This window comes from Rhodobacter sp. 24-YEA-8 (assembly GCF_900105075.1).
GTDB lineage: Bacteria > Pseudomonadota > Alphaproteobacteria > Rhodobacterales > Rhodobacteraceae > Pseudogemmobacter.
Window position 1 is genome coordinate 531950 of the sequence record NZ_FNSK01000002.1, and the last position, 17907, is coordinate 549856.

Sequence of the window (17907 nt, forward strand, 5' to 3'; positions counted from 1 at the left end):
TGTCATCCTGTTTTCTGCTTCGCCCGGCTGATATCGACGAGATTGGTTTGCGGGCGGTCTGTATTGGTCTCAGCCGGGGCAGATCGCGCCGCATCGGCTGCACTGCGCGCCATGGTCATGAAGGCATCGATCGACCCGATCGACCGGCGCTCTTTCAGACAGGCGGCATAGGAATGGGTTACCGGCTTTTCTCCGGCGAGCGGCAGGCTCACCAGCCGCGGATCGCTGTCGAATTCGGTGCGCGAGATAATCCCGATCCCCAGACCGGCGGCGGTGGCCTCGATCATGGAATCCCGTGCAAGTTCCATAACCACCGAAGGGCGGACATTGCGCTTTTCGAGGATCCCCTCAAAGGCACGCCGGGTCATAGAGCCGCTTTCGCGCCAGATCATGCGCACCCCGTCGAGCTCTTCGACCATGATCTTCTGCCGCTGTGCCCAGGGATGCCCGACCGGCAGCAGCAGCATGACCTCATGTTCGCCCAAAGCCACGTCATCAAGCCGGGGATCCGCGTAATCGCGCCCGAGGATCGCAACATCCACCTTGTAGTCGATCAGCTTGCGGTAAATCCGGTCCGAGCTGCCGCTTTCCAGCGTGACATGAACCAGCGGGAACCTGTCACTGTACCCTGCCAGCAGTTTCATCACGAAAAACGGCCCCACCGTCCCGATATGCAACCGCCCGGCGATCTCGGGCCGGCTGGTCAGCAGCGCATGGGCCCGTTGTTCCAGCGCAAAGATCTGGCGGGCGATCAGCATCAGTGCATCGCCCTCTGTCGTCAGCTCGACCCCTGACGGAGTGCGCAGGAAAAGTTGCCTGCCATAGGTTTCTTCGAGCGATTTCACCTGGGTGGTAACTGTCGGCTGCCCGATGCAAAGCAGATCCGCCGCTTTGGTGAAGCTCAGCTCGCGCCCCACTGCATAGAAAGAGCGCAGCTGGTTGAAGTTGATGTAATTCAGACGTTCCCTTGTAAGCATAGTCCTGATCCTCCCTGGCCTGCCGGTGTTCCGGTCAGCTCGATGAATGCAGCCATGATCGACGAGTAAGGGCGGCGAATCTCAAGGGGAATCGTGTAGTGATTGAGGCCGGGCAGCTCACGGCAGGAACAATCATGGCCAGTTTGCACCATGCGGGCGGTATGGCCGAAGGCCTGGCCCCGGAACGCTGCGGTTTCATCCGCCCCGACGATCATCTGCACCCTGGCTGACGGAAGCGGCAAGCGCGCAGGGCTCAGGCTCCGGACATCCTGGCGGGTCAGCTTCAGTGCGCCGTCGAGGCTGGTGCCACGCAGGGGATCAAGATCACAGATCGGGCTGACCGCGACCACACCACGCAAGGGAACAGATTGCGGTGAAAGCGCGGTCATCAGTGCCAGATGTGCCCCCGCAGAATGACCGGCGGCGATCCAGCCCGAGGCGGTCAGACCTGCCGCTGTTGCGGCCTCTGTTGCAGCTTTCACTGCGATACTGGCGGCGGCAACAATCGCGCTCAGCGAAGCCTCTGGCGCCAATGGATAGCCGGGCAGGGCGACACTGTATCCGGCGCGGACCAGGGGTTCCGCAACAAAGGCAAAGCGTTCGCGCGAGAGAGACTGCCAGTACCCGCCATGAAAAAATACCACCAGCGGCGCGCCAGGCTGGCCGGGAAAAAGGTCGAGCGCCTCACGCGGATGGTCGCCATAGCGCAGACCGCGCTGTACTTTCAGTGTCGCATAGGCCCGCTCGCTTTCGCTGTCCATCCGGGCATAGACCTCGCCGCGCTCGGGATGGCGGTCACGAAACACCCAGTCCGCTTCATCTTCGCGTGCCATGGTTCAGACCAGACTGACGACAGAACGCACCGATGCCCCGGCGCGCATCAGCTCAAAACCCTCATTGATCCGGGCGAGGGGCATCCGGTGGGTGATCTGTCCTTTCAGGTCGATCTCACCCGCCATATAACGGTCGATCAGTGCGCCCAGCCCGCTCCGGCCTTTGACGCCGCCGAAATAGCTGCCCAGCAGCGATTTGCCGTAGCGCACCTGGACCGGCGGTACGGAAAGGGTGGAGCCGGGCGGCTCTACCCCCAGAAGCACCGCCTTGCCCCAGGCGGGCACCGCCGCATCGAGGGCCTGGCGCATGACAGAAAGCACACCGGTACATTCAAACGCCACGTCGACGCCGCCCCCGGTCAGGTCGCGGATTTCGGCGACCGTGTCACGGCCACCCGGCTCCGGACGGATGAAATGGGTCATGCCATAGCTGCGGGCGAGGGGGGTCTTGCTGTCAGACAGGTCGATGCCGATGATCTGGCTGGCGCCGGCGATCCGTGCGCCCTGAATGATATTAATGCCGATACCGCCCAGCCCGAAAACCGCAACGCGGTCGCCCGGCCGTACCTCTGACAGCGCGGCGCCGACACCGGTGGTGACGCCGCAGCCGAACAGGCAGACCTCATTCAGGGGGGCATCCTTGCGGATCCGGCACAGAGCGATTTCCGGCACGACCGTATAGCGCGAGAAAGTCGAGGTGCCCATGAAATGGTGGATGACCTCGCCATCGCGGCTGAAGCGGGCGCTGCCCTCGGGCATCACGCCACGGTCGCGGGTGGGTTTGATCGTCCAGCACAGATTGGTGCGCTCTGACCGGCACATGGCGCAGTCACCGCATTCAGGCCCGTAAAGCGGGATGACGTGGTCGCCAGGCTTCAGCCCGGTTACACCCGGGCCGGTTTCCACCACCCGGCCCGCGCCTTCGTGGCCGGGGATCAGCGGATAGACCGCTGTGGCATTCGCGCCTTCAAGCGCAGTCAGATCAGTATGGCACAGGCCGGTATAGTCGATCTCGACCAGAACCTCGCCCGCGCGGGGCGGGGCGACCATGACTTCAGCAATCTCCAGCGGGCGGCCCGCCGCAGTGCAAATCGCTGCGGATGAACGGATCATCTTTGCGTCTCCGTAAAGAACTGGAAGGGATCAGATGCGCTGGAAACCAAGCGCAGAGAGGGTGTCGGCGGCAATTCTGCCATCTCGGCGAAAGGCCTCGCGGGCGGCCCGCATGACCTTGGGTGCGCTGACGAAAACCGCCTGATGCAGGCAGTCGTCGCGCATGAGAAAGGCTCCATAGCCCGGGCGGAAGGCCTCGCCCGATTGCCACAGATCGCCGTCGGCAACCGGCTGCCCGATGAACTGGATGCGCTGGCCGAGCTGCTCGGTCCAGAAAGACGGTGCGCCCGGGGGCGGGGGCGGGGGCGTATCAAGGATAGCAGCGGCGGCGGCAATGGCGCTGTCCTCGGCATTGCGCCAGGATTCCAGCCTGATGCCAGCCGTTTCTGCCGTGCCGGAGCGCTGGCGGGCAACATCGCCGATTGCGAAGATCTGCGGGTCTGAGCTGCGGCCAGCCGCATCGGTCAGGATCCCGTCGGCAAGATCAAGCCCCGCCTCCCGGGCCAGCGTGTCACGCGGTGTGCCGCCCATGCCCAGAACAACGGTTTTTGCCGCGACGTGGCTGCCATTCTCCAGGCTCAGCCTGACGCCGTCGCCCTCGGCTGCGACGGCAGCCACCCCGGTCCCGAGATGCAGGCGTGAACCCTCTGCCTCATGCAGTGCCGCGATCCGGCGGCCAAGAGCCTCTGGCAGGGCGCGCATCAGCGGCAGCGGCGTCTTTTCAATGATATCGACGGCGCAGCCCAGCTGACGGGCGGATGAGGCCACCTCAAGCCCGATAAAGCCTGCCCCGATCAGCGCGACACTGCTCCCGCCGGTTTCCTGGCCCAAACGGGCACGCAATGCGCGCGCCTCGTCCAGTTTATGCAGGCAGAGCACACGGTCTTCCATACCGTCACACAGGGCCAGCCGGCGTGGAACCAGACCGGTGGCAAGGACGAGAATGTCATAGGCCTCGTCGCTGCCATCCTCCAGCCGCACCCGCCCCGCACTGCGGTCAATCGCGACCGCCTGACACAAGGGGCGGAACTCCACGCCCTCAAGATCAGGCAGAATAGCGGGCAGCGCTGGTTCCGCCGGCTCGGTCAGCATCGATTTCGAGAGCCAGGGCCGCTCATAGGGCGGATGTGCCTCTTCGCCGATCAGCACGATCTGACCCCTGTGCCCCAGAGATTTCAGCTGCGCGATCAGCCGCCCGGCCGCATGGCCGGACCCGATGACGACAATTCTGGCAGTTCCGGCAATCCGGCCCGCATCCATGCTCATCGTGCTTGCCTTTTCTCGCGCTGAAGGCGCAGCACTTCGGCCAGGATCTCGCGATGGACCTGGATATAGCCACGGCTGACATGTTTCAGATGCGGCTGCACATGGTCATGCAACTGGCCGAGCGCATGGAACGGGACCGAGGATGCCAGGTGATGTTCGGCATGGAAGGGCATGTTCCAGTAGAGCTTGCGGAAGATCGGATTGGCCAGCGTGGTGCGGGTATTTGCCAGCAGGTCCGGGCTTTCCTCGGCGCCGGTATGTTCGGCCATGCGGATGGCGCGCAGAACGGGCTCACCCAGGAAACGCGGGATCAGCCAGTAGGTCAGCGCAATCATGCTGCCGTAATAGACCGAGGCCGCCGCAATCGTGATGTAAAGCAGAACATCAAGCCGGATTTCCAGCGAAACACGGCCGCGCACGCTCTCGGGCAGGAAGCTTTTCTCTTCCTCATTATAGCGCCCGGTCGCGCCGCGCCACAAAGTGCCCAGCAGTTTCGGCCAGAAGGAAGCGCCCAGCACCAGACGAAAATATTCGCGCAGCGATGTGGGGAAAGGCACGATATCGGGGTCGAGATCATCATGCTGCGTATAGGTGTGATGTGCGGCATGGCGGTACTTGAAGTAAAGGAAGGGCCTGAGCGTCGCCGTCGCAATGGCAATGCCAACCAGGTAGTTCAGCCAGCGCGATCTGAATGCCGTGCCATGCGAACATTCATGCAGTGGCGCGAAAGTCAGCACGATGATCGTGCCGTAAAGCACCATGGCCGGGATCTGCAGCCAGAGATTGCCCGAGGCAAGCCAGACCAGAAAGCCAGTGACCGCCAGCGCCGAGATATGCACCGCAAGGTTGACCAGTCCCGGCCCATTGCTGCGTGCCCGCAACTCTTTGAGTTTGCTGCGCGAAATCATTTCCGCGCCAGTGAGCGGCCAGACATTGCTGCCGATCCCGCCAATGCCAGCATAGCTGGCAGAGCCGTTTCCATCCATTCGAGAATCCTCCTCTCAGACTAAGCCTCTGTCAGGCTACAGGGCCGGCTTTCAGGCGTTAAATTCATGTTCTGCATGGGGTTATTGCTTTCACCCCGACCGGGCATCTGCCCGGCATGTTTCACGAAAAGAAGCAGGCCGTGATCCGTTCCACATCAAAGGCATCGCGGGTGAATTCGCCGGTGATGCGACCGCGGCTCATCACAACAATACGGTCACAGACCTGCATCATTTCCTGCAGCTCGGTTGTCATGACCAGCAGACCGCGCCCGTCTTCGGCCAGGCTGCGCAGGGCGCCCCAGATCTCGCTTTTCGCCCCGATATCGACACCACGCGTGGGATCTTCGGCGATCACCACCCGGCCGGGTTTCGTCATCCATTTCGCGATGACGATCTTTTGCTGATTGCCGCCCGAAAGCTGCCCGGCGCGCTGACCCGGTCCGCTGGCGCGGATGCCCAGCCGACGCATCAGATCAAGGCTCATCCGTCGCGCGGCGCTGCGCCGGATCAGGCCAAGACGCGAGAGGCGGTCAAGTTCGGTCATGGTGATATTCTCGCCGACCGACATGCCCAGAACGAGTCCCTGTTCCTTGCGGTCCGCCGGCATATAGGCCACGCCCGCCCGGATCGCGGCCATGGGCGAAGTAAGGCGGGGGCTGCGTCCGTCAATGCGGATCGCACCGCTTTGCAGCGGCACAGTACCAAAAATCGCCTGGGCCAGTTCCTCGCGGTGGCAGCCCAGAAGCCCCGCGACCCCGACGATCTCGCCCGCATGGACGCACAGTGAGACATCTTTCAGCCTGCCGCGTGTTGCGGCCCGCTCAACCTCCAGCACCGGGGCGCCAATCGGCCGGGCCGACCAGGCGAACCCGTCACCCGAACGGTTGGTGCCGACCATATAAGAGACGATCCCCTCTTCGGTCATACCGTTCAGGTCCCGGGTTACAACATGGCGCCCGTCGCGCAGCACTGTCATGCGGTCGGCAAGGTCGAGCACCTCATTCAGACGGTGCGAGACATAGATGATACCGAGGCCACGATCCCTGAGGCGGCGCACAACCCCAAGCAACCGCTGCACCTGGTCGTCATCAAGCGAGGCGGTCGGTTCATCCAGCACGATGATGCGCGGATCGCTGGCCAGCGCTTTGCAGATTTCGACGATCTGCTGTTCGGCCAGACCCAGAGTGCCGAGGATGCAGTCCGGGTCCAGATCCAGCCCGACCATGGCCAGCAGCTCACGGGTGCGATGCCGGGTGACGGCGCGGTCGATCCTGCCGCCGGCCCGCCGGATTTCACGGCCCAGCCAGATATTCTGGGCCACGCTCAGATTGCTGCACAGCACCAGCTCCTGGTGGACCATGGCCAGCCGTGCCGCAATCGCGGCCGCGGGGCGCGAGAACTGCACCTCGCGGCCCGAGATCAGGATCTTGCCCTCATCAGGGCGCAACAGCCCGTTCATGCAGGAGAGCAGAGTCGATTTGCCTGCGCCGTTCTCTCCAAGCAGCGCATGGACCTCGCCCGCCCGCAGATCAAGGCTGACATCGTGGAGCGCACGAACGCCGGGAAAGGACTTGCCGATCCCGCGCAGTTCCAGCAAGGGCGCAGACATATCCATGCTCAGCCCTCCAGCCGTTCCATGAGACCGCGATGGCGGTCCATGGTCGGGCGCAGGTTCTGGTACACCTCCTGCCAGATCGAGAAGAACTCCATATAGCGTTCATGGGCAGCGGGGTCGGGGTCGATGGTCTCGCGGATGCTGACGATATCGGCGAGCGGCGTGACCGGATCGGGATAGATCCCGGCAGCAACCGCCGCCAGAACCGCATCGCCTACGGGCGCGGCCTCGCCAATGTCCGGCACCTGAAGCGGGCGGTTTACCACATTGGCGGTGATCTGGTTCCAGAACCGGCTTTTGGTCGGGCCGCCATTCAGCACCAGCGTGTCGATCTCGGCCCCGGCCTCGGTGGCGATGCGGAAGTTCGACAGCAGATCGAAGGCCACGCCCTCGATCAGGGCACGGATCATATCGGCGCGGCCGGTGGTCGGACGCACCCCGAAGAAGACGCCGGTCGCATTGCTGTTCCAGTTCGGGGCAAGCGAATTGCCCAGATAGGGGAGATACAAAAGCCCGTTCGCACCGGGCGGCACATGGCGGGCCTGGGCGGTGAAGAGATCGAAGACATTCTCGCCCATCCGCTCGGCCAGCTGCCATTCGCTGTCGCCCCACTGATCGCGGAACCATTTCAGCGATGCGCCGGTAAAGGCCATCGGTGCATCGAACATCGTCAGTCCCGGCAGCACATGCGGCCATTTCAGGATGCGGAATTCATCAAGGCGCTGTTCGGTCGGGATGATGACGCCGAGGTTTGAGCCGGTCCCCATCGAATAGAAGGCCTGACCGGGCCGCGTCACCCCCACCCCAAGCGCCGCAGCGCTGATATCAGTGCCGCCCGCCGCGACCGGGGTGCCCGCCCGCAGCCCGGTTTCCTCGGCGGCGCGGCGCGTCACTTCGCCGACCACCTCATGGCTCTGGTAAAGACGGGGCAGCTTTTCGATCGGAATGCCGATCGCCTCGGCGGCTTTGGCGTTCCAGGCGGCTTTCTGATATTCATAGGCATAGCAGAGCCCCGCATCGCCCGTGTTCATCGTGAAAGCACCCGACATGCGGAAGGTGCAATAGCCCGAGGGCGAGAGGAATTTATGGGTGGCCGCAAAGATATGCGGCTCATGTTTCGCCATCCACAGCGCCTTGGGGTCGATGAACCAGGGCGCCACGCGGTTGCCGTTGATACGGTTGATCTCGCTTTCGCCCACCCGGCGGCGGATGTCGTCGCATTCGGCCTCTGACCGGCTGTCCATCCAGATCATCGCCGGGCGCAGCGGCTGGCCCTTGTCGTTTACGGGAAGGGTGACGCCGACCAGACCCGAGATCGCGACCCCTGCGATCCGGTCTGCGAAATTTCCCTGTTCCAGACATTGCCGGATCGCCGAGACCACAGCCGACCAGTAATTGTCGGCCTCCTGCTCGGCCCAGCCCGGACGCGGGTGAAAGAGCGGATGTTCCTGTGAGCCGAAAGCGACGATCTTGCCGCTCTGGGTGTCAAGGATGGATGCCTTGACATTGGTTGTGCCGATATCGACGCCAAGCGTCAGATGTCCGTTCATTACTGTCTCCTCCCGTTATCTCCGCCGCTCAGGACGGTTTTGCCTTGTTCAGCACCCGCGTCAGGATGACGGTTGCGATCAGGGCTATGCCAATGGCGAGGTTCTGATACCATGTCGCGATCCCCCAGATCGCGAGCAGATTGAGCCCCGCAGAAAATGTCACCGCCGAGAGCAGGACGTTCGGGATCGACCCGGTGCCGCCCGCGAGGCTGATCCCGCCGATGACGGCGATGGTGATGGCGATCAGCTCATAGCCCTGCGCCAGGGCCGGCTCGACCGACATCAGCCGGGCGGTGAACAGCACACCCGCCAGTGCCGCGCAGAAGCCGCTGATCACAAAGGCAGCAATCACGATCAGCCCGGTATTGATGCCGCTGTAACGCGCGGCTTTTTCATTGCCGCCTATGGCCATCAGCCTGCGGCCGAAAACCGTTCCGCTGAGGGTAAGATGCAGCAGGACCGCCATGGCAAGGAACAGAATGAAGCCCACCGGCAGGCCGAAGAACACGGCCTCGCCCAGCCAGCGCATCAGCCCTTCGGAGTAATAGACCGGCGCGCCATTGGTGATCAGATAGCTGACGCCGCGCAGGGCGGTCATGGTGATCAGGGTGAAGATGAAAGAGGTGATCTTCAGCCCGACGGAGCCAAGCCCGTTCAGCAGCCCGAGCAGCGCCCCGCTTGCCAGGCAAAGCCCGATGGCCAGCGTTTCCGGGCCGGCAAATGTATTGCCGCGCACCATCCAGCGAAATCCGAGATATCGCCCGGCTTCGGTTGTCAGCAGCACACCTGCAATCACCGAAAAGACCATGACCGAGGCAATCGACAGATCGATCCGCCCGGTCAGCAGCACCACCGAAAAACCGGTGGCCAGCAGCCCGACCACTGCGGCATTGCGCAGGACATTGGCGATGTTATTGCCACTGAGAAAGACCGGGCTGGTCATCAGGCCCAGGGCCAGGATCAGCACGAGCAACCACAAAAGCGGGTTGCCGATCAGCTGGGCTATGATCGCAGGCCCCCTGTGGCGGGGCGTCGTTGCAATGCTCATCGCACATCAATCCTTTTGCTGAAACCCGGGGCCACGACCGCAAGGATCACCAGCCCGGTCACCACCTGCTGCATGTAGAAACTGACCCCGGCCTGGTTCAGCAGATTGTTGATGCAGCCGATGATCAGCGTGGCAAGAACCGCCCCCCGGACCGAGCCGACACCGCCGGAAAGCGCCGCACCGCCAAGGACCGCGACCGCCAGAACCTTCAGTTCCAGCCCCACAAAACCGGCAGGGTTGATATAACCCAGACGCGCGCTTTCAATCAGGCCGACCAGCGCTGCGGCAAGGCCCGAAAGGGCGAAAACCGTCAGGCGGACTTTCCAGGTCTGAACACCGGACAGTTCCGCGGCCCGTGCATTGCCGCCGGTGGCATAAAGCCTGCGCCCGAAGCTGGCCGATCCGGTCAGCACCAGCGCGACAGCCGCCGCCAGCAGGAACAGGGCAACCGGCACCGGCAGACCGGCAATCGCGCCGCGCCCGAACCAGAGGAATTCCGGCATGGCATTCGGGTAGCTCGCCTGTCCGCGTGAGATGATATTCGCCAGCGCGCTGGCGATCCCCATAGTGGCAAGGGTCACGATCAGTGAAGACAGCCGCAGCGCGGCCACCAGGATCCCGTTGATCAGCCCGAGGACCAGCCCGGTCAGCAGAACCGCACCGATCACCATGACCGGAGAGCCCCCCGGCAGCAAGACGCCGCCGATCACGGTCGAAAGCACCGCAATCCCCGCGACAGAAAGGTCAATTTCGCCGGTGATGATCACCATGGTCATGCCGAGCGCCAGGATCCCGACCCCGGCAACCGAGGTCAGGATCACCATGGCGTTGCCGGGGCTGGCAAATCCGGGAAACAGCAGTGCGCCAGTCACCAGCAGCGCGATCAGCACTAAAAAGCGGCTCAGGTCACCGCCACCGCTCCCGAAGGCCCGGGCAAAGCGGGGCCCAGCCCGCATAAAAACTGCGGGGCTGTGAGTTTTCTGAATGTCAGACAAGGGAAGGCTCCGTTGGCAAGGGCTGCGGAGGAAACCGGCAGCTTCCGGATGGCAAAGCCAGCCGGAAGCACACCGTCGGATCCGTGGCCGCTCAGGCGACGGCGGGACCGTAAGCATAGGGCCATTCGGCCGGCGTCATGGTCTCGACCCCTTCGATGGTCATCTTCTCACGGGTGATCATCGGCAGGTTCGGAGTCAGCACCAGACGCGGCGGTGCGGCATTCAGCCCCTCTTTCGCACCGATATGCAGAAGGACGGTTCGGATCCCGATATCACCGATCAGCGGCGTATAGGGGGAGACCATGGCGATATTGCCCTGTTCCACCTCATGCAGCACCTCTTTCGCATCATCATTGGCGAGGATGGCGATACGCTTGCCATCAGGCGCGGAATCGAGCCGGTTCCCTTCGCGGATCGCATCGAGTGCGCCCATTGCCTCTTCGCCGCCGGTATTGAAGCTGACCGAGACATCGCGGATCGCCTGAAGCGCATCCACCGTGGACTGGAATGCAAGCGAGCGCTGGCTGTTGGTGTGGTAATTTCCTGCAATCTCAAAGCCTTCTTCCTGGCCGATCACCTGCAGGAACGCGCCGGTGCGGATGGAATCGGCAGTGCTGCCCAGATCCTTGCGGTTGAGGATGATCTTGCCGGTCTGGCCGGAATGTTTGAGATAAAGCCCCTGTTGCAGACCATTCGCGTAGAAATTCCCCAGAACTTCCGAACTGATCTTTTGCGACGAGGTGCGGCGGTCAACGCTGACCACCGGAATGCCGGCATCAATGGCACGATCCACCGGCGGCCCCATCGGTGCCTCGCGCGAAGGCCAGAGGACGATCCCGTCAAACTGGCGCGTCACCCAGGTATCAATGATCTGGCCCATCTTGTTGTCATCGAATTCTGCATCGACGACTTCGATCTCGATATTCGGGTGACGCGCTGCCTCCCAGGCTGCGGTATCTGCAAGCGCAATCAGCCAGGGATGATTGAAGCCGTGGAAGACGAAGCCGATCTTATAGGTCTTCGCCGGGTCCAGCACCGGCCCCTCGGGAAGAGGAATGTAATCGGTGAAAGGAGCCTTGATCTCGAGCTTGCTATAGGGTCCGGTAAAGGTTGCGCCCATGCCCGGCTTCCAGTCAAAGCCATCGACCAGATCAGCCACCGGATAGACTTCGAGGTAATCGGCGAAAGCGTCGCGGTCATAAAGTGCGGCGACAGAGGCGTTTTTCATCCCCTCGGCGGCGGACGCTGCATATTGCGCGATCAGGGCGTTCAGGACGCTGTGCACCCCCCCGCCTGTCTGAGCCTGCGCGAGATGCGGCAAAATTCCGGCTGGTATGGCTGCAAGAGCCGTCGATGCCAATGCGCTGCCAAGCACGCTGCGGCGTGTCAGTTTCATCTGTTCCTCCCTTGGTTTTTTTCTGCGCTGCGCGTCTCCTCCGACGCAGCGCCCTGTCTCATCAGCCCAGCAGAACCATCACCTGTCCGTTCTCAACCCGGGTAGGATAGGTCTGCAGGGATTTCGTCGCAGGAGGTGACAGGTTGGCGCCGGTACGGATATCAAACAGCGCCTGGTGCAGGGGGCATTCGATGATATGACCATCGAGATAGCCCTCTGACATGAAGGCATGTTCATGGCTGCAAATGCCGGCCGAAGCGTAAAAGGTGCCACCAGCATTATAGACCGCGACACAGCGGCCCTCATGATCGAAACGCATCGCGTCGCCGTCATCCAGCTCGGCAACAGAAACAGCAGTGACCCAGGTGCCAGTTGTAGTGCCTGTCATAATCTACTCCCTACTTACACCTTTCCGTAGCCGCAGGGATGCCAGGGCGCATAATTCATTTATCAAATGCCGCCATTGCAGAAAGCACAGGGTGGCTTTGGGCCAGCGCGAATGTCAGACTGCAAAGGCCGCCGGTGACAGCGGTCCGACCCCGGATTTTCACGATGCGATTTACCTGTCTGGCATGCACGCCGTTCCGCGAGGGAGGTTTGCCACGCGAGCGTACCTCCGCTGCCCGCACAGGCCATGTCGGGAAAGCTGAGCAGGTGTAGACGCCGTCACAGAACCCCGCCTCCCGGTGAAGATGTGGGCCATGCAGTTAGGTCAGCCAGATGGTCGGAGCGTTCGATGCTGCATTGACCGGTCCGGTCCGGTCCGATGCCGGCTGCTGCGCGATAAGTGTGTTATACGCTTCTCGGTCCGGACCCTGATCTCGCGGCCCGGACCTTTGCCATTCCGAAGCAGGCCCTTCAGGGGGTTTGCAGGTGTCGACGAAGAGCGCAGGACGGGCATGGGCAGTTTCGTTGCACCAGTTTTGAACGGGCAGGGCGATGCGGTTGACGGCCTGCCCGTTACCGGACAGGCCCGCAGGCTGACCGTCACGCGGATCGATGGTTCAGGGGGCAGCCTGCCTCGGTGCGCGTTTGAAGTGACGCACTCAACCTCCGCTGTGGCGGATATCAGTTCCTGCCGGATATCGGGCAAATAGGGCATCTGCGCCAATGGCTGGGGCGAACGGGGCGCACCATTCCCCTGAAACTGCCGGGCGGTTGCCCCTGACGCCGATGAGAGCTCTGACGCGGCCGCGTTCTTTACCGAACGGATCGTGACCTGCGTCAGGCCATATGTCGCGCAGGAATCGCGATATTCGGTGACGTTGGCTGCAGACCCTGGCACAAAGGCTGTGTTCTGTCCGTCAGGCCGCGCAATCGGATCGAAAAGCCCCTGGGCTGAGCCATTATCGTTGATGGCCTGGTACAGCCCAACGGACGCGGCATCGAATGGGGGAGGTTGCGCTTGTCCTGACGATGGCTGCCAGAACCATCCTTCGGCTGCCCCGGTGGCGCATCGCCTGACAGGAAAACACCTGCCAGACTGTAATCTTTCCGCCCTGTCAGAGACATTCTCCGCCATCGGCGACCAGCGCGAGGCCGGTGACGAAACGCGACTGATCGGAGCCGAGGTAAAGCACCGCTGCTGCGACCTCTTCGACCGTGCCGAAACGCCCGGCGGGGATCGCGGTGGAGATATAGGCCTCAAGCCCGGCCCGCCCGCCCATCTGGCGTTCAAACCCGGCGTTGAACGGGGTGTCGATAAAGCCGGGGCAAAGCGCATTGACCCGGATTCCATCTTTCGCGAAATCCTTCGCCATCTGTTTTACCATGGCGACGGCGGCGTGTTTCGTCACCGCATAGGCGATCATCCCGGCATCATATTGCACCCCGGAATTTGACGCGGTGATGATGATCGAGCCGCTTTTCTGCGCCTGCATCTGCGTGATCACCGCCTGTGCCGCCACGAAATGCGACCGCACATTCATCACCCATGAGGCATCCATCTGATCAGGGCTCACCTGATCGAGCCGGCCTTCGATCTGGATCCCGGCATGGGAATGCAGCACGTCGATCCGCCCGTGGCGGGTGATGACCTCATGGATCGCCGCGCGGATCGCAGCCGTGTCGGTCATGTCGAGCGCCATCGCCTCGGCGCGCTGGCCGGAGGCGGTGATCTCTGCGGCCACCAGACCGGCGGCGGCACCATCGCGGTCGGTCACCACCACCATCGCCCCCGCCCCGGCCAGTGCCTGGGCCGAACCGCGCCCGATCCCCGATCCGGCCCCGGTGACAAAGGCGATTTTTCCGTCAAGCCGCATCTTGGGCCTCCTTTCAGCCGGGCATCAGACCGCGGCGCTGGTAATGGATCGCGGCGGTTTCAAGAAATTCCGCCAGCTTTTCGGCACCGTGGTCACGGCGCAGCATCGCGGCCCGGGCGCGCAGCGTGGCGCTGTCTTTCACCCGCCCCGGCCGCAGCATCTCATAGGTTTCCATGATGAGATCCTGCGGCACATGGACCAGCTCGGCGGCGCGTTCGAGATTCGCGGCCAGCGCCGCGCGGCCGGCATCGCGGGCAATCTCGGCCTGGGCCAGCAGCGCCTGTGGCGTGATGCGCAGGTCTTCGATGGTGACCTCGCCCGTCATCACGGCGTCAAGCGTCAATGCGTCAAGCGGCTTGCCGCGCGCGCCACGCACCCGGTCGGGCGCAGTTTCGGCCAGGGGGAAATCGGCGCGTGTCAGGGCGCGGGGTGGTCTGGTGGTCATGGCTTTTCTCCTGTCTCCGGGCCCGCATCCAGAAAGGTCACGGTGATGTCTTCGGGCGCGCGGTTCGGATCGGTCAGGCCGGTTTCGATCGCATAGATCAGCGCAACCTGGGCGTGGAACCGCGCCCCGAGTGCCTGGCCATCGGTCGGCACCGAGACTGGCTCGGGGCGTTCGCCATGGGTCCAGCGCGCCGCGTTCCTGCCCATGTTTTCATAATGCGCGAGGGTGGTGATCGGCGCGTTCGAGAAGAGTTCGAGATTGTTATGCGGCATCCGGCCGCGCTGATGGATCACCGCGGTTCCCTTGGCCTGGATGCCGATGCCAAAGCCCGAGCCCGACATTTCTGCCGCTGTCAGCCCCAGGAAAGACGTATCCGCCGTGTGATGCATCCTGAGGATCCGTGCCACGCCGCCCCCGGCGGTGATACCCCGGATCAGGGCCGCCAGCACATCCGAGAGCGCCAGACCGGCAGTCGTCTGGTAGAGTTGCAGGCCAAAGGCGGGTGAAATGCCGATCACCACCTCATGCGGGGCCGCGCCCTTTGATGCCGCGCCCTGGGGCGCATAGGCGATGCGGCGGCTTTCGCCGCGCCGGTGGCGGGCCTGATCCGAGAGTACCTCGGACTGGCCGATCAGGTCGCGGATCTCGTTGATCTCATCGCGGCGCGCCTCGGTCATGCGATAACCGGTGCCGGGGCCCGCGTAATCATTGGGGTCATTGATTGCCGAAAGGATACGCCCCTGGCGGATGATCGACGAGGTCTGCAGGTAATCACCCGAGACCCGCAGCTTGACGATTTGCAAAAGGTTTTCGGCCTCGGGGTAAAAGCCGCGTTTTGCCAGCGCCTGGATCACATCGATCACATTGATCCCGCGCGCCTGGATTTCTTCGGAAATCCGCGCCGTCTCGCCGGTGGAAAAGGTCTGTGTCTCGCGCGACCCCGATGCCGCGATGACACTGGTTTTCATCGCCTGTGTCGGTGTCGCCAGCCTGAGTTCTTCCAGCACCGCCGAGATCGCCCCGACCGCACGGATGCGCAGTGACAGCGCCTCGGCCTCCGGGATCGGGGTCAGCCCGCCATCGGCCTCGAAATCTCGCTGGAGGGTGAGGTAATCCTCCATCTCCTCGCCGTTGAACAGCGATGGGTTAAAGGAATTGTCATATTTCAGGATCGAGCCAAAGCCCGAGCAGATCAGGTCCGAACCCGCGATCAGGTAGGGCAGGATCTTGGCACCGACGCGGATTTCCGATTCGGTTGCACGCGCGTCATTGCCCGATGCGCATTCCAGATCCAGCCAGACCGCGAGCAGGTTTTCCGCCATCATCTCGCGCATGCCGCCCGCGATCGATGCCGTGATCGGCGCGCCGTCGATGCCGCCATTCTGGGTGCCCTGCACCCCCATGCCACGCTGCAGACACAGGCAGCGGGCTTCGAGATACAAAAGCGATTTCGCCTCGTGATAACCCATCAGCAGTTCTGACCCGCCACCCGAAGTACAGCGCGCCTTGATCCCGCGCGAGGCATAGGCTGCCACGAGGAATGCCTTGGACCAGGGCGTATCATCGCCATCGGTAAAGCTGCGTTCCGTGCCATAGACCGACACCGTTTCGGCGTAAGAGGTAAAGCCCGCCATGCCGATCCGCAGTTCTTCGGCCTCTTCCGAGGAACACTGGAACAGGGTCCCCCATTCGCCGACCGACGATCCCACCAGGCAGGCCAGCGCATTCGACCAGGCGCAGCGGGCGACGCGCATCGTGGTCTCGACCTCGTCAAAGCCATGCCCCGCCGCCACCGCCGCATCGGCGGCAAGTTGCAGCGGATCGTCTTTCGCATTGGTCACATGGGCCTGGTTCCCGGGGGTCTTCCTCGGGCGCATTTTCGAATAGGCGAAGGCGATTTCCATCGCGTTCAGCTGCGACACAACATCGACCAGTTTTGCAGGCGTCATCCCATGCGCCAGCCGCACCAGCGTCTCGCGCGGGACATGCATATCGACCAGCATCCGCGCGACCTCGCCCGAGTCCATCGCCATCGCTTCGGGGGCAATGGCCGGGTCGAGGTGATATTCGGCGATAAAGGCGTCGATCATGTCGAAATCATGCGCCAGCACGCCATCCATCGAGGCGATCCGGCCGCCGCTGATCGTCATGCCCGGTTTGGGATCGGCCGGGCTTTTGAAGGTGGCAAAGCCATTGGCCGGGTCTTCCTTTGCGAAACGATCCAGCCGCAAGGGGCGCTCGTCCCAGTCGGAATAGCGGCGCCAGCGATTGACCTGAACGGTGTCTGACATCTGCGTCTGTTCCTATGCCATCGCGTCGAGCGATTCCGGCACCACCTGGCCACCATCGATCACGATGGTCTGCGCGGTGATGTAGCCGGCAAGATCCGAGGCCAGGAACAAAACCGCATTGGCGATGTCATCGACCGTTCCAAGCCGCCCAAGCGGCACCGAGGCCTCCATCGCGGCGAGATACTCCGGGCCGTTACCCACAAACCCTTCGGTGATGATATTGCCGGGCAGAACGGCGTTGATGGTGACCTTATCCTTGGCCAGCTCCATCGCGGCCGAGCGCATGAAGCCAAGCTGTGCCGCCTTGGAGGCGCCGTAATGGCTCCAGCCGCGATAGCCGGTGATCGGGCCGGTGATCGACGAGGTCAGAACGACGCGACCTCCGCCCGCTTTCCGGAAATGCGGCTGCGCGGCTTTCACGGCCAGAAAGGAAGACCGCGTATTCACCGCCATGACCTGATCCCATTCGGAAGGCTCCATCGCCTCCATCGTGGTCTGGGGATAGATGCCGCCATTGGCGCAGAGGATATTCAGGCCACCCTGCGCTGCCGCCGCCTCATCGACCATGGCTTTCACCGCGGCCCAGTCGGCAATGTCGCAGCTGGCAAGCCGCAGTTTCGCGCCTGGCAGATCCGCGAGGATGGCATCGCGCACCGCCTCAAGCGCCGGAATGCCGCGCGCAACCAGAGTCACTTGCGCACCGTTTGCGGCCAGCGCGCGGGCAATGCCGCGCCCGATGCCCTTTGACGCGCCGGTGACGATGGCGCTTTGCCCGTTCAGGCTGGTGAACATCGGGTTTCCCTCCTTATGAAATCGTCAGATCGCCACTCAGAGCGGCGAGATAGAGGCGGCGGAAATCATCCTGATCCATTTTGCGCGGGTTCGCCCCGGTCGAAGGATCGGCCAGCGCTTTCGCGGCGATCTCATCGGCGCGCTCTGCCGTCGCGCCAAGTTCCGCCAGGGTATGGGGGATGCCCAGATCGCGACGGAAGTCGAGGAGCCAGGCCATGAACCCATCAAAACCGCCTTCGATTTCAAGGGTATGCGCGACACGGGCGACCTTTGCCTCGATCGCCGGGCGGTTGAAGGCGACCACATAGGGCAGGATCACCGCATTGGCCAGGCCATGCT

Annotated in this window: 16 protein-coding genes; all 16 read right to left on the reverse strand. The window is 63.1% G+C overall.

What is annotated here, in order from left to right; genetic code table 11:
* Nucleotides 1–2 precede the first annotated feature (2 nt).
* Nucleotides 3–977, reverse strand: coding sequence for a LysR substrate-binding domain-containing protein (locus tag BLW25_RS18975; RefSeq protein ID WP_092903030.1), 975 nt, complete (start codon nt 975–977; stop codon nt 3–5).
* A complete protein-coding gene (locus tag BLW25_RS18980) occupies nt 956–1810 on the reverse strand; it encodes an alpha/beta hydrolase (protein WP_092903032.1) in 855 nt (284 codons plus the stop codon). The genes BLW25_RS18975 and BLW25_RS18980 overlap by 22 nt, the downstream gene beginning before the upstream one ends.
* Before the next feature lie 3 nt (nt 1811–1813).
* On the reverse strand, nt 1814–2920 hold the full coding sequence (locus BLW25_RS18985) for an alcohol dehydrogenase catalytic domain-containing protein (protein ID WP_092903140.1): 1107 nt from the start codon (nt 2918–2920) through the stop codon (nt 1814–1816).
* A gap of 33 nt (nt 2921–2953) precedes the next feature.
* Entirely contained in the window at nt 2954–4189 is a 1236-nt protein-coding gene (locus BLW25_RS18990) for an NAD(P)/FAD-dependent oxidoreductase (protein WP_092903034.1), read from the reverse strand.
* The gene (locus BLW25_RS18995; RefSeq protein WP_092903036.1) at nt 4186–5175 is read right to left on the reverse strand and encodes a fatty acid desaturase; all 990 of its coding nucleotides are present in this window, start codon (nt 5173–5175) and stop codon (nt 4186–4188) included. The genes BLW25_RS18990 and BLW25_RS18995 overlap by 4 nt, the downstream gene beginning before the upstream one ends.
* 121 nt (nt 5176–5296) lie before the next feature.
* Nucleotides 5297–6790, reverse strand: coding sequence for a sugar ABC transporter ATP-binding protein (locus BLW25_RS19000; protein ID WP_092903038.1), 1494 nt, complete (start codon nt 6788–6790; stop codon nt 5297–5299).
* 2 nt (nt 6791–6792) lie between these two features.
* Complete coding sequence (locus tag BLW25_RS19005) at nt 6793–8340, reverse strand: xylulokinase (protein ID WP_092903040.1); 1548 nt, start codon at nt 8338–8340, stop codon at nt 6793–6795.
* 28 nt (nt 8341–8368) lie between these two features.
* Nucleotides 8369–9388 carry an ABC transporter permease gene (locus BLW25_RS19010; protein WP_092903041.1) on the reverse strand — a complete coding sequence of 340 codons (1020 nt, stop codon included), beginning with the start codon at nt 9386–9388 and terminating at the stop codon, nt 8369–8371.
* Nucleotides 9385–10278: an ABC transporter permease gene (locus tag BLW25_RS19015; RefSeq protein WP_171909650.1), complete on the reverse strand. Its 894-nt coding sequence runs from the start codon at nt 10276–10278 to the stop codon at nt 9385–9387. Before BLW25_RS19015 ends, BLW25_RS19010 begins: the two co-directional genes overlap by 4 nt.
* A gap of 196 nt (nt 10279–10474) precedes the next feature.
* Nucleotides 10475–11779, reverse strand: coding sequence for a sugar ABC transporter substrate-binding protein (locus tag BLW25_RS19020; RefSeq protein WP_092903045.1), 1305 nt, complete (start codon nt 11777–11779; stop codon nt 10475–10477).
* Between the two features lie 61 nt (nt 11780–11840).
* Complete coding sequence (locus BLW25_RS19025; RefSeq protein WP_092903047.1) at nt 11841–12167, reverse strand: non-heme iron oxygenase ferredoxin subunit; 327 nt, start codon at nt 12165–12167, stop codon at nt 11841–11843.
* 1114 nt (nt 12168–13281) lie between these two features.
* Nucleotides 13282–14040 carry an SDR family NAD(P)-dependent oxidoreductase gene (locus tag BLW25_RS19030; RefSeq protein WP_092903049.1) on the reverse strand — a complete coding sequence of 253 codons (759 nt, stop codon included), beginning with the start codon at nt 14038–14040 and terminating at the stop codon, nt 13282–13284.
* A gap of 13 nt (nt 14041–14053) precedes the next feature.
* The gene (locus BLW25_RS19035; RefSeq protein WP_092903051.1) at nt 14054–14485 is read right to left on the reverse strand and encodes a diol dehydratase small subunit; all 432 of its coding nucleotides are present in this window, start codon (nt 14483–14485) and stop codon (nt 14054–14056) included.
* Nucleotides 14482–16776, reverse strand: coding sequence for a propanediol/glycerol family dehydratase large subunit (locus tag BLW25_RS19040; RefSeq protein ID WP_092903053.1), 2295 nt, complete (start codon nt 16774–16776; stop codon nt 14482–14484). The genes BLW25_RS19035 and BLW25_RS19040 overlap by 4 nt, the downstream gene beginning before the upstream one ends.
* A 12-nt stretch (nt 16777–16788) precedes the next feature.
* On the reverse strand, nt 16789–17568 hold the full coding sequence (fabG, locus tag BLW25_RS19045; protein ID WP_092903055.1) for a 3-oxoacyl-ACP reductase FabG: 780 nt from the start codon (nt 17566–17568) through the stop codon (nt 16789–16791).
* Between the two features lie 13 nt (nt 17569–17581).
* Nucleotides 17582–17907: dehydroquinate synthase/iron-containing alcohol dehydrogenase family protein (locus tag BLW25_RS19050; RefSeq protein WP_143040562.1), on the reverse strand; the 326-nt coding region annotated here is incomplete at its 5' end.

Excerpts from the sequence above, each read along its gene's own strand:
- BLW25_RS19020 (WP_092903045.1), bottom strand. The coding sequence starts at position 11,779 with ATGAAACTGACACGCCGCAGCGTGCTTGGCAGCGCATTGGCATCGACG.
- fabG (WP_092903055.1), bottom strand. The coding sequence starts at position 17,568 with ATGTTCACCAGCCTGAACGGGCAAAGCGCCATCGTCACCGGCGCGTCA.
- BLW25_RS19025 (WP_092903047.1), bottom strand. The coding sequence starts at position 12,167 with ATGACAGGCACTACAACTGGCACCTGGGTCACTGCTGTTTCTGTTGCC.
- BLW25_RS19040 (WP_092903053.1), bottom strand. The coding sequence starts at position 16,776 with ATGTCAGACACCGTTCAGGTCAATCGCTGGCGCCGCTATTCCGACTGG.
- BLW25_RS19005 (WP_092903040.1), bottom strand. The coding sequence starts at position 8,340 with ATGAACGGACATCTGACGCTTGGCGTCGATATCGGCACAACCAATGTC.
- BLW25_RS18990 (WP_092903034.1), bottom strand. The coding sequence starts at position 4,189 with ATGAGCATGGATGCGGGCCGGATTGCCGGAACTGCCAGAATTGTCGTC.
- BLW25_RS18980 (WP_092903032.1), bottom strand. The coding sequence starts at position 1,810 with ATGGCACGCGAAGATGAAGCGGACTGGGTGTTTCGTGACCGCCATCCC.
- BLW25_RS19035 (WP_092903051.1), bottom strand. The coding sequence starts at position 14,485 with ATGACCACCAGACCACCCCGCGCCCTGACACGCGCCGATTTCCCCCTG.
- BLW25_RS18975 (WP_092903030.1), bottom strand. The coding sequence starts at position 977 with ATGCTTACAAGGGAACGTCTGAATTACATCAACTTCAACCAGCTGCGC.
- BLW25_RS19000 (WP_092903038.1), bottom strand. The coding sequence starts at position 6,790 with ATGGATATGTCTGCGCCCTTGCTGGAACTGCGCGGGATCGGCAAGTCC.
- BLW25_RS18995 (WP_092903036.1), bottom strand. The coding sequence starts at position 5,175 with ATGGATGGAAACGGCTCTGCCAGCTATGCTGGCATTGGCGGGATCGGC.
- BLW25_RS19030 (WP_092903049.1), bottom strand. The coding sequence starts at position 14,040 with ATGCGGCTTGACGGAAAAATCGCCTTTGTCACCGGGGCCGGATCGGGG.
- BLW25_RS19010 (WP_092903041.1), bottom strand. The coding sequence starts at position 9,388 with ATGAGCATTGCAACGACGCCCCGCCACAGGGGGCCTGCGATCATAGCC.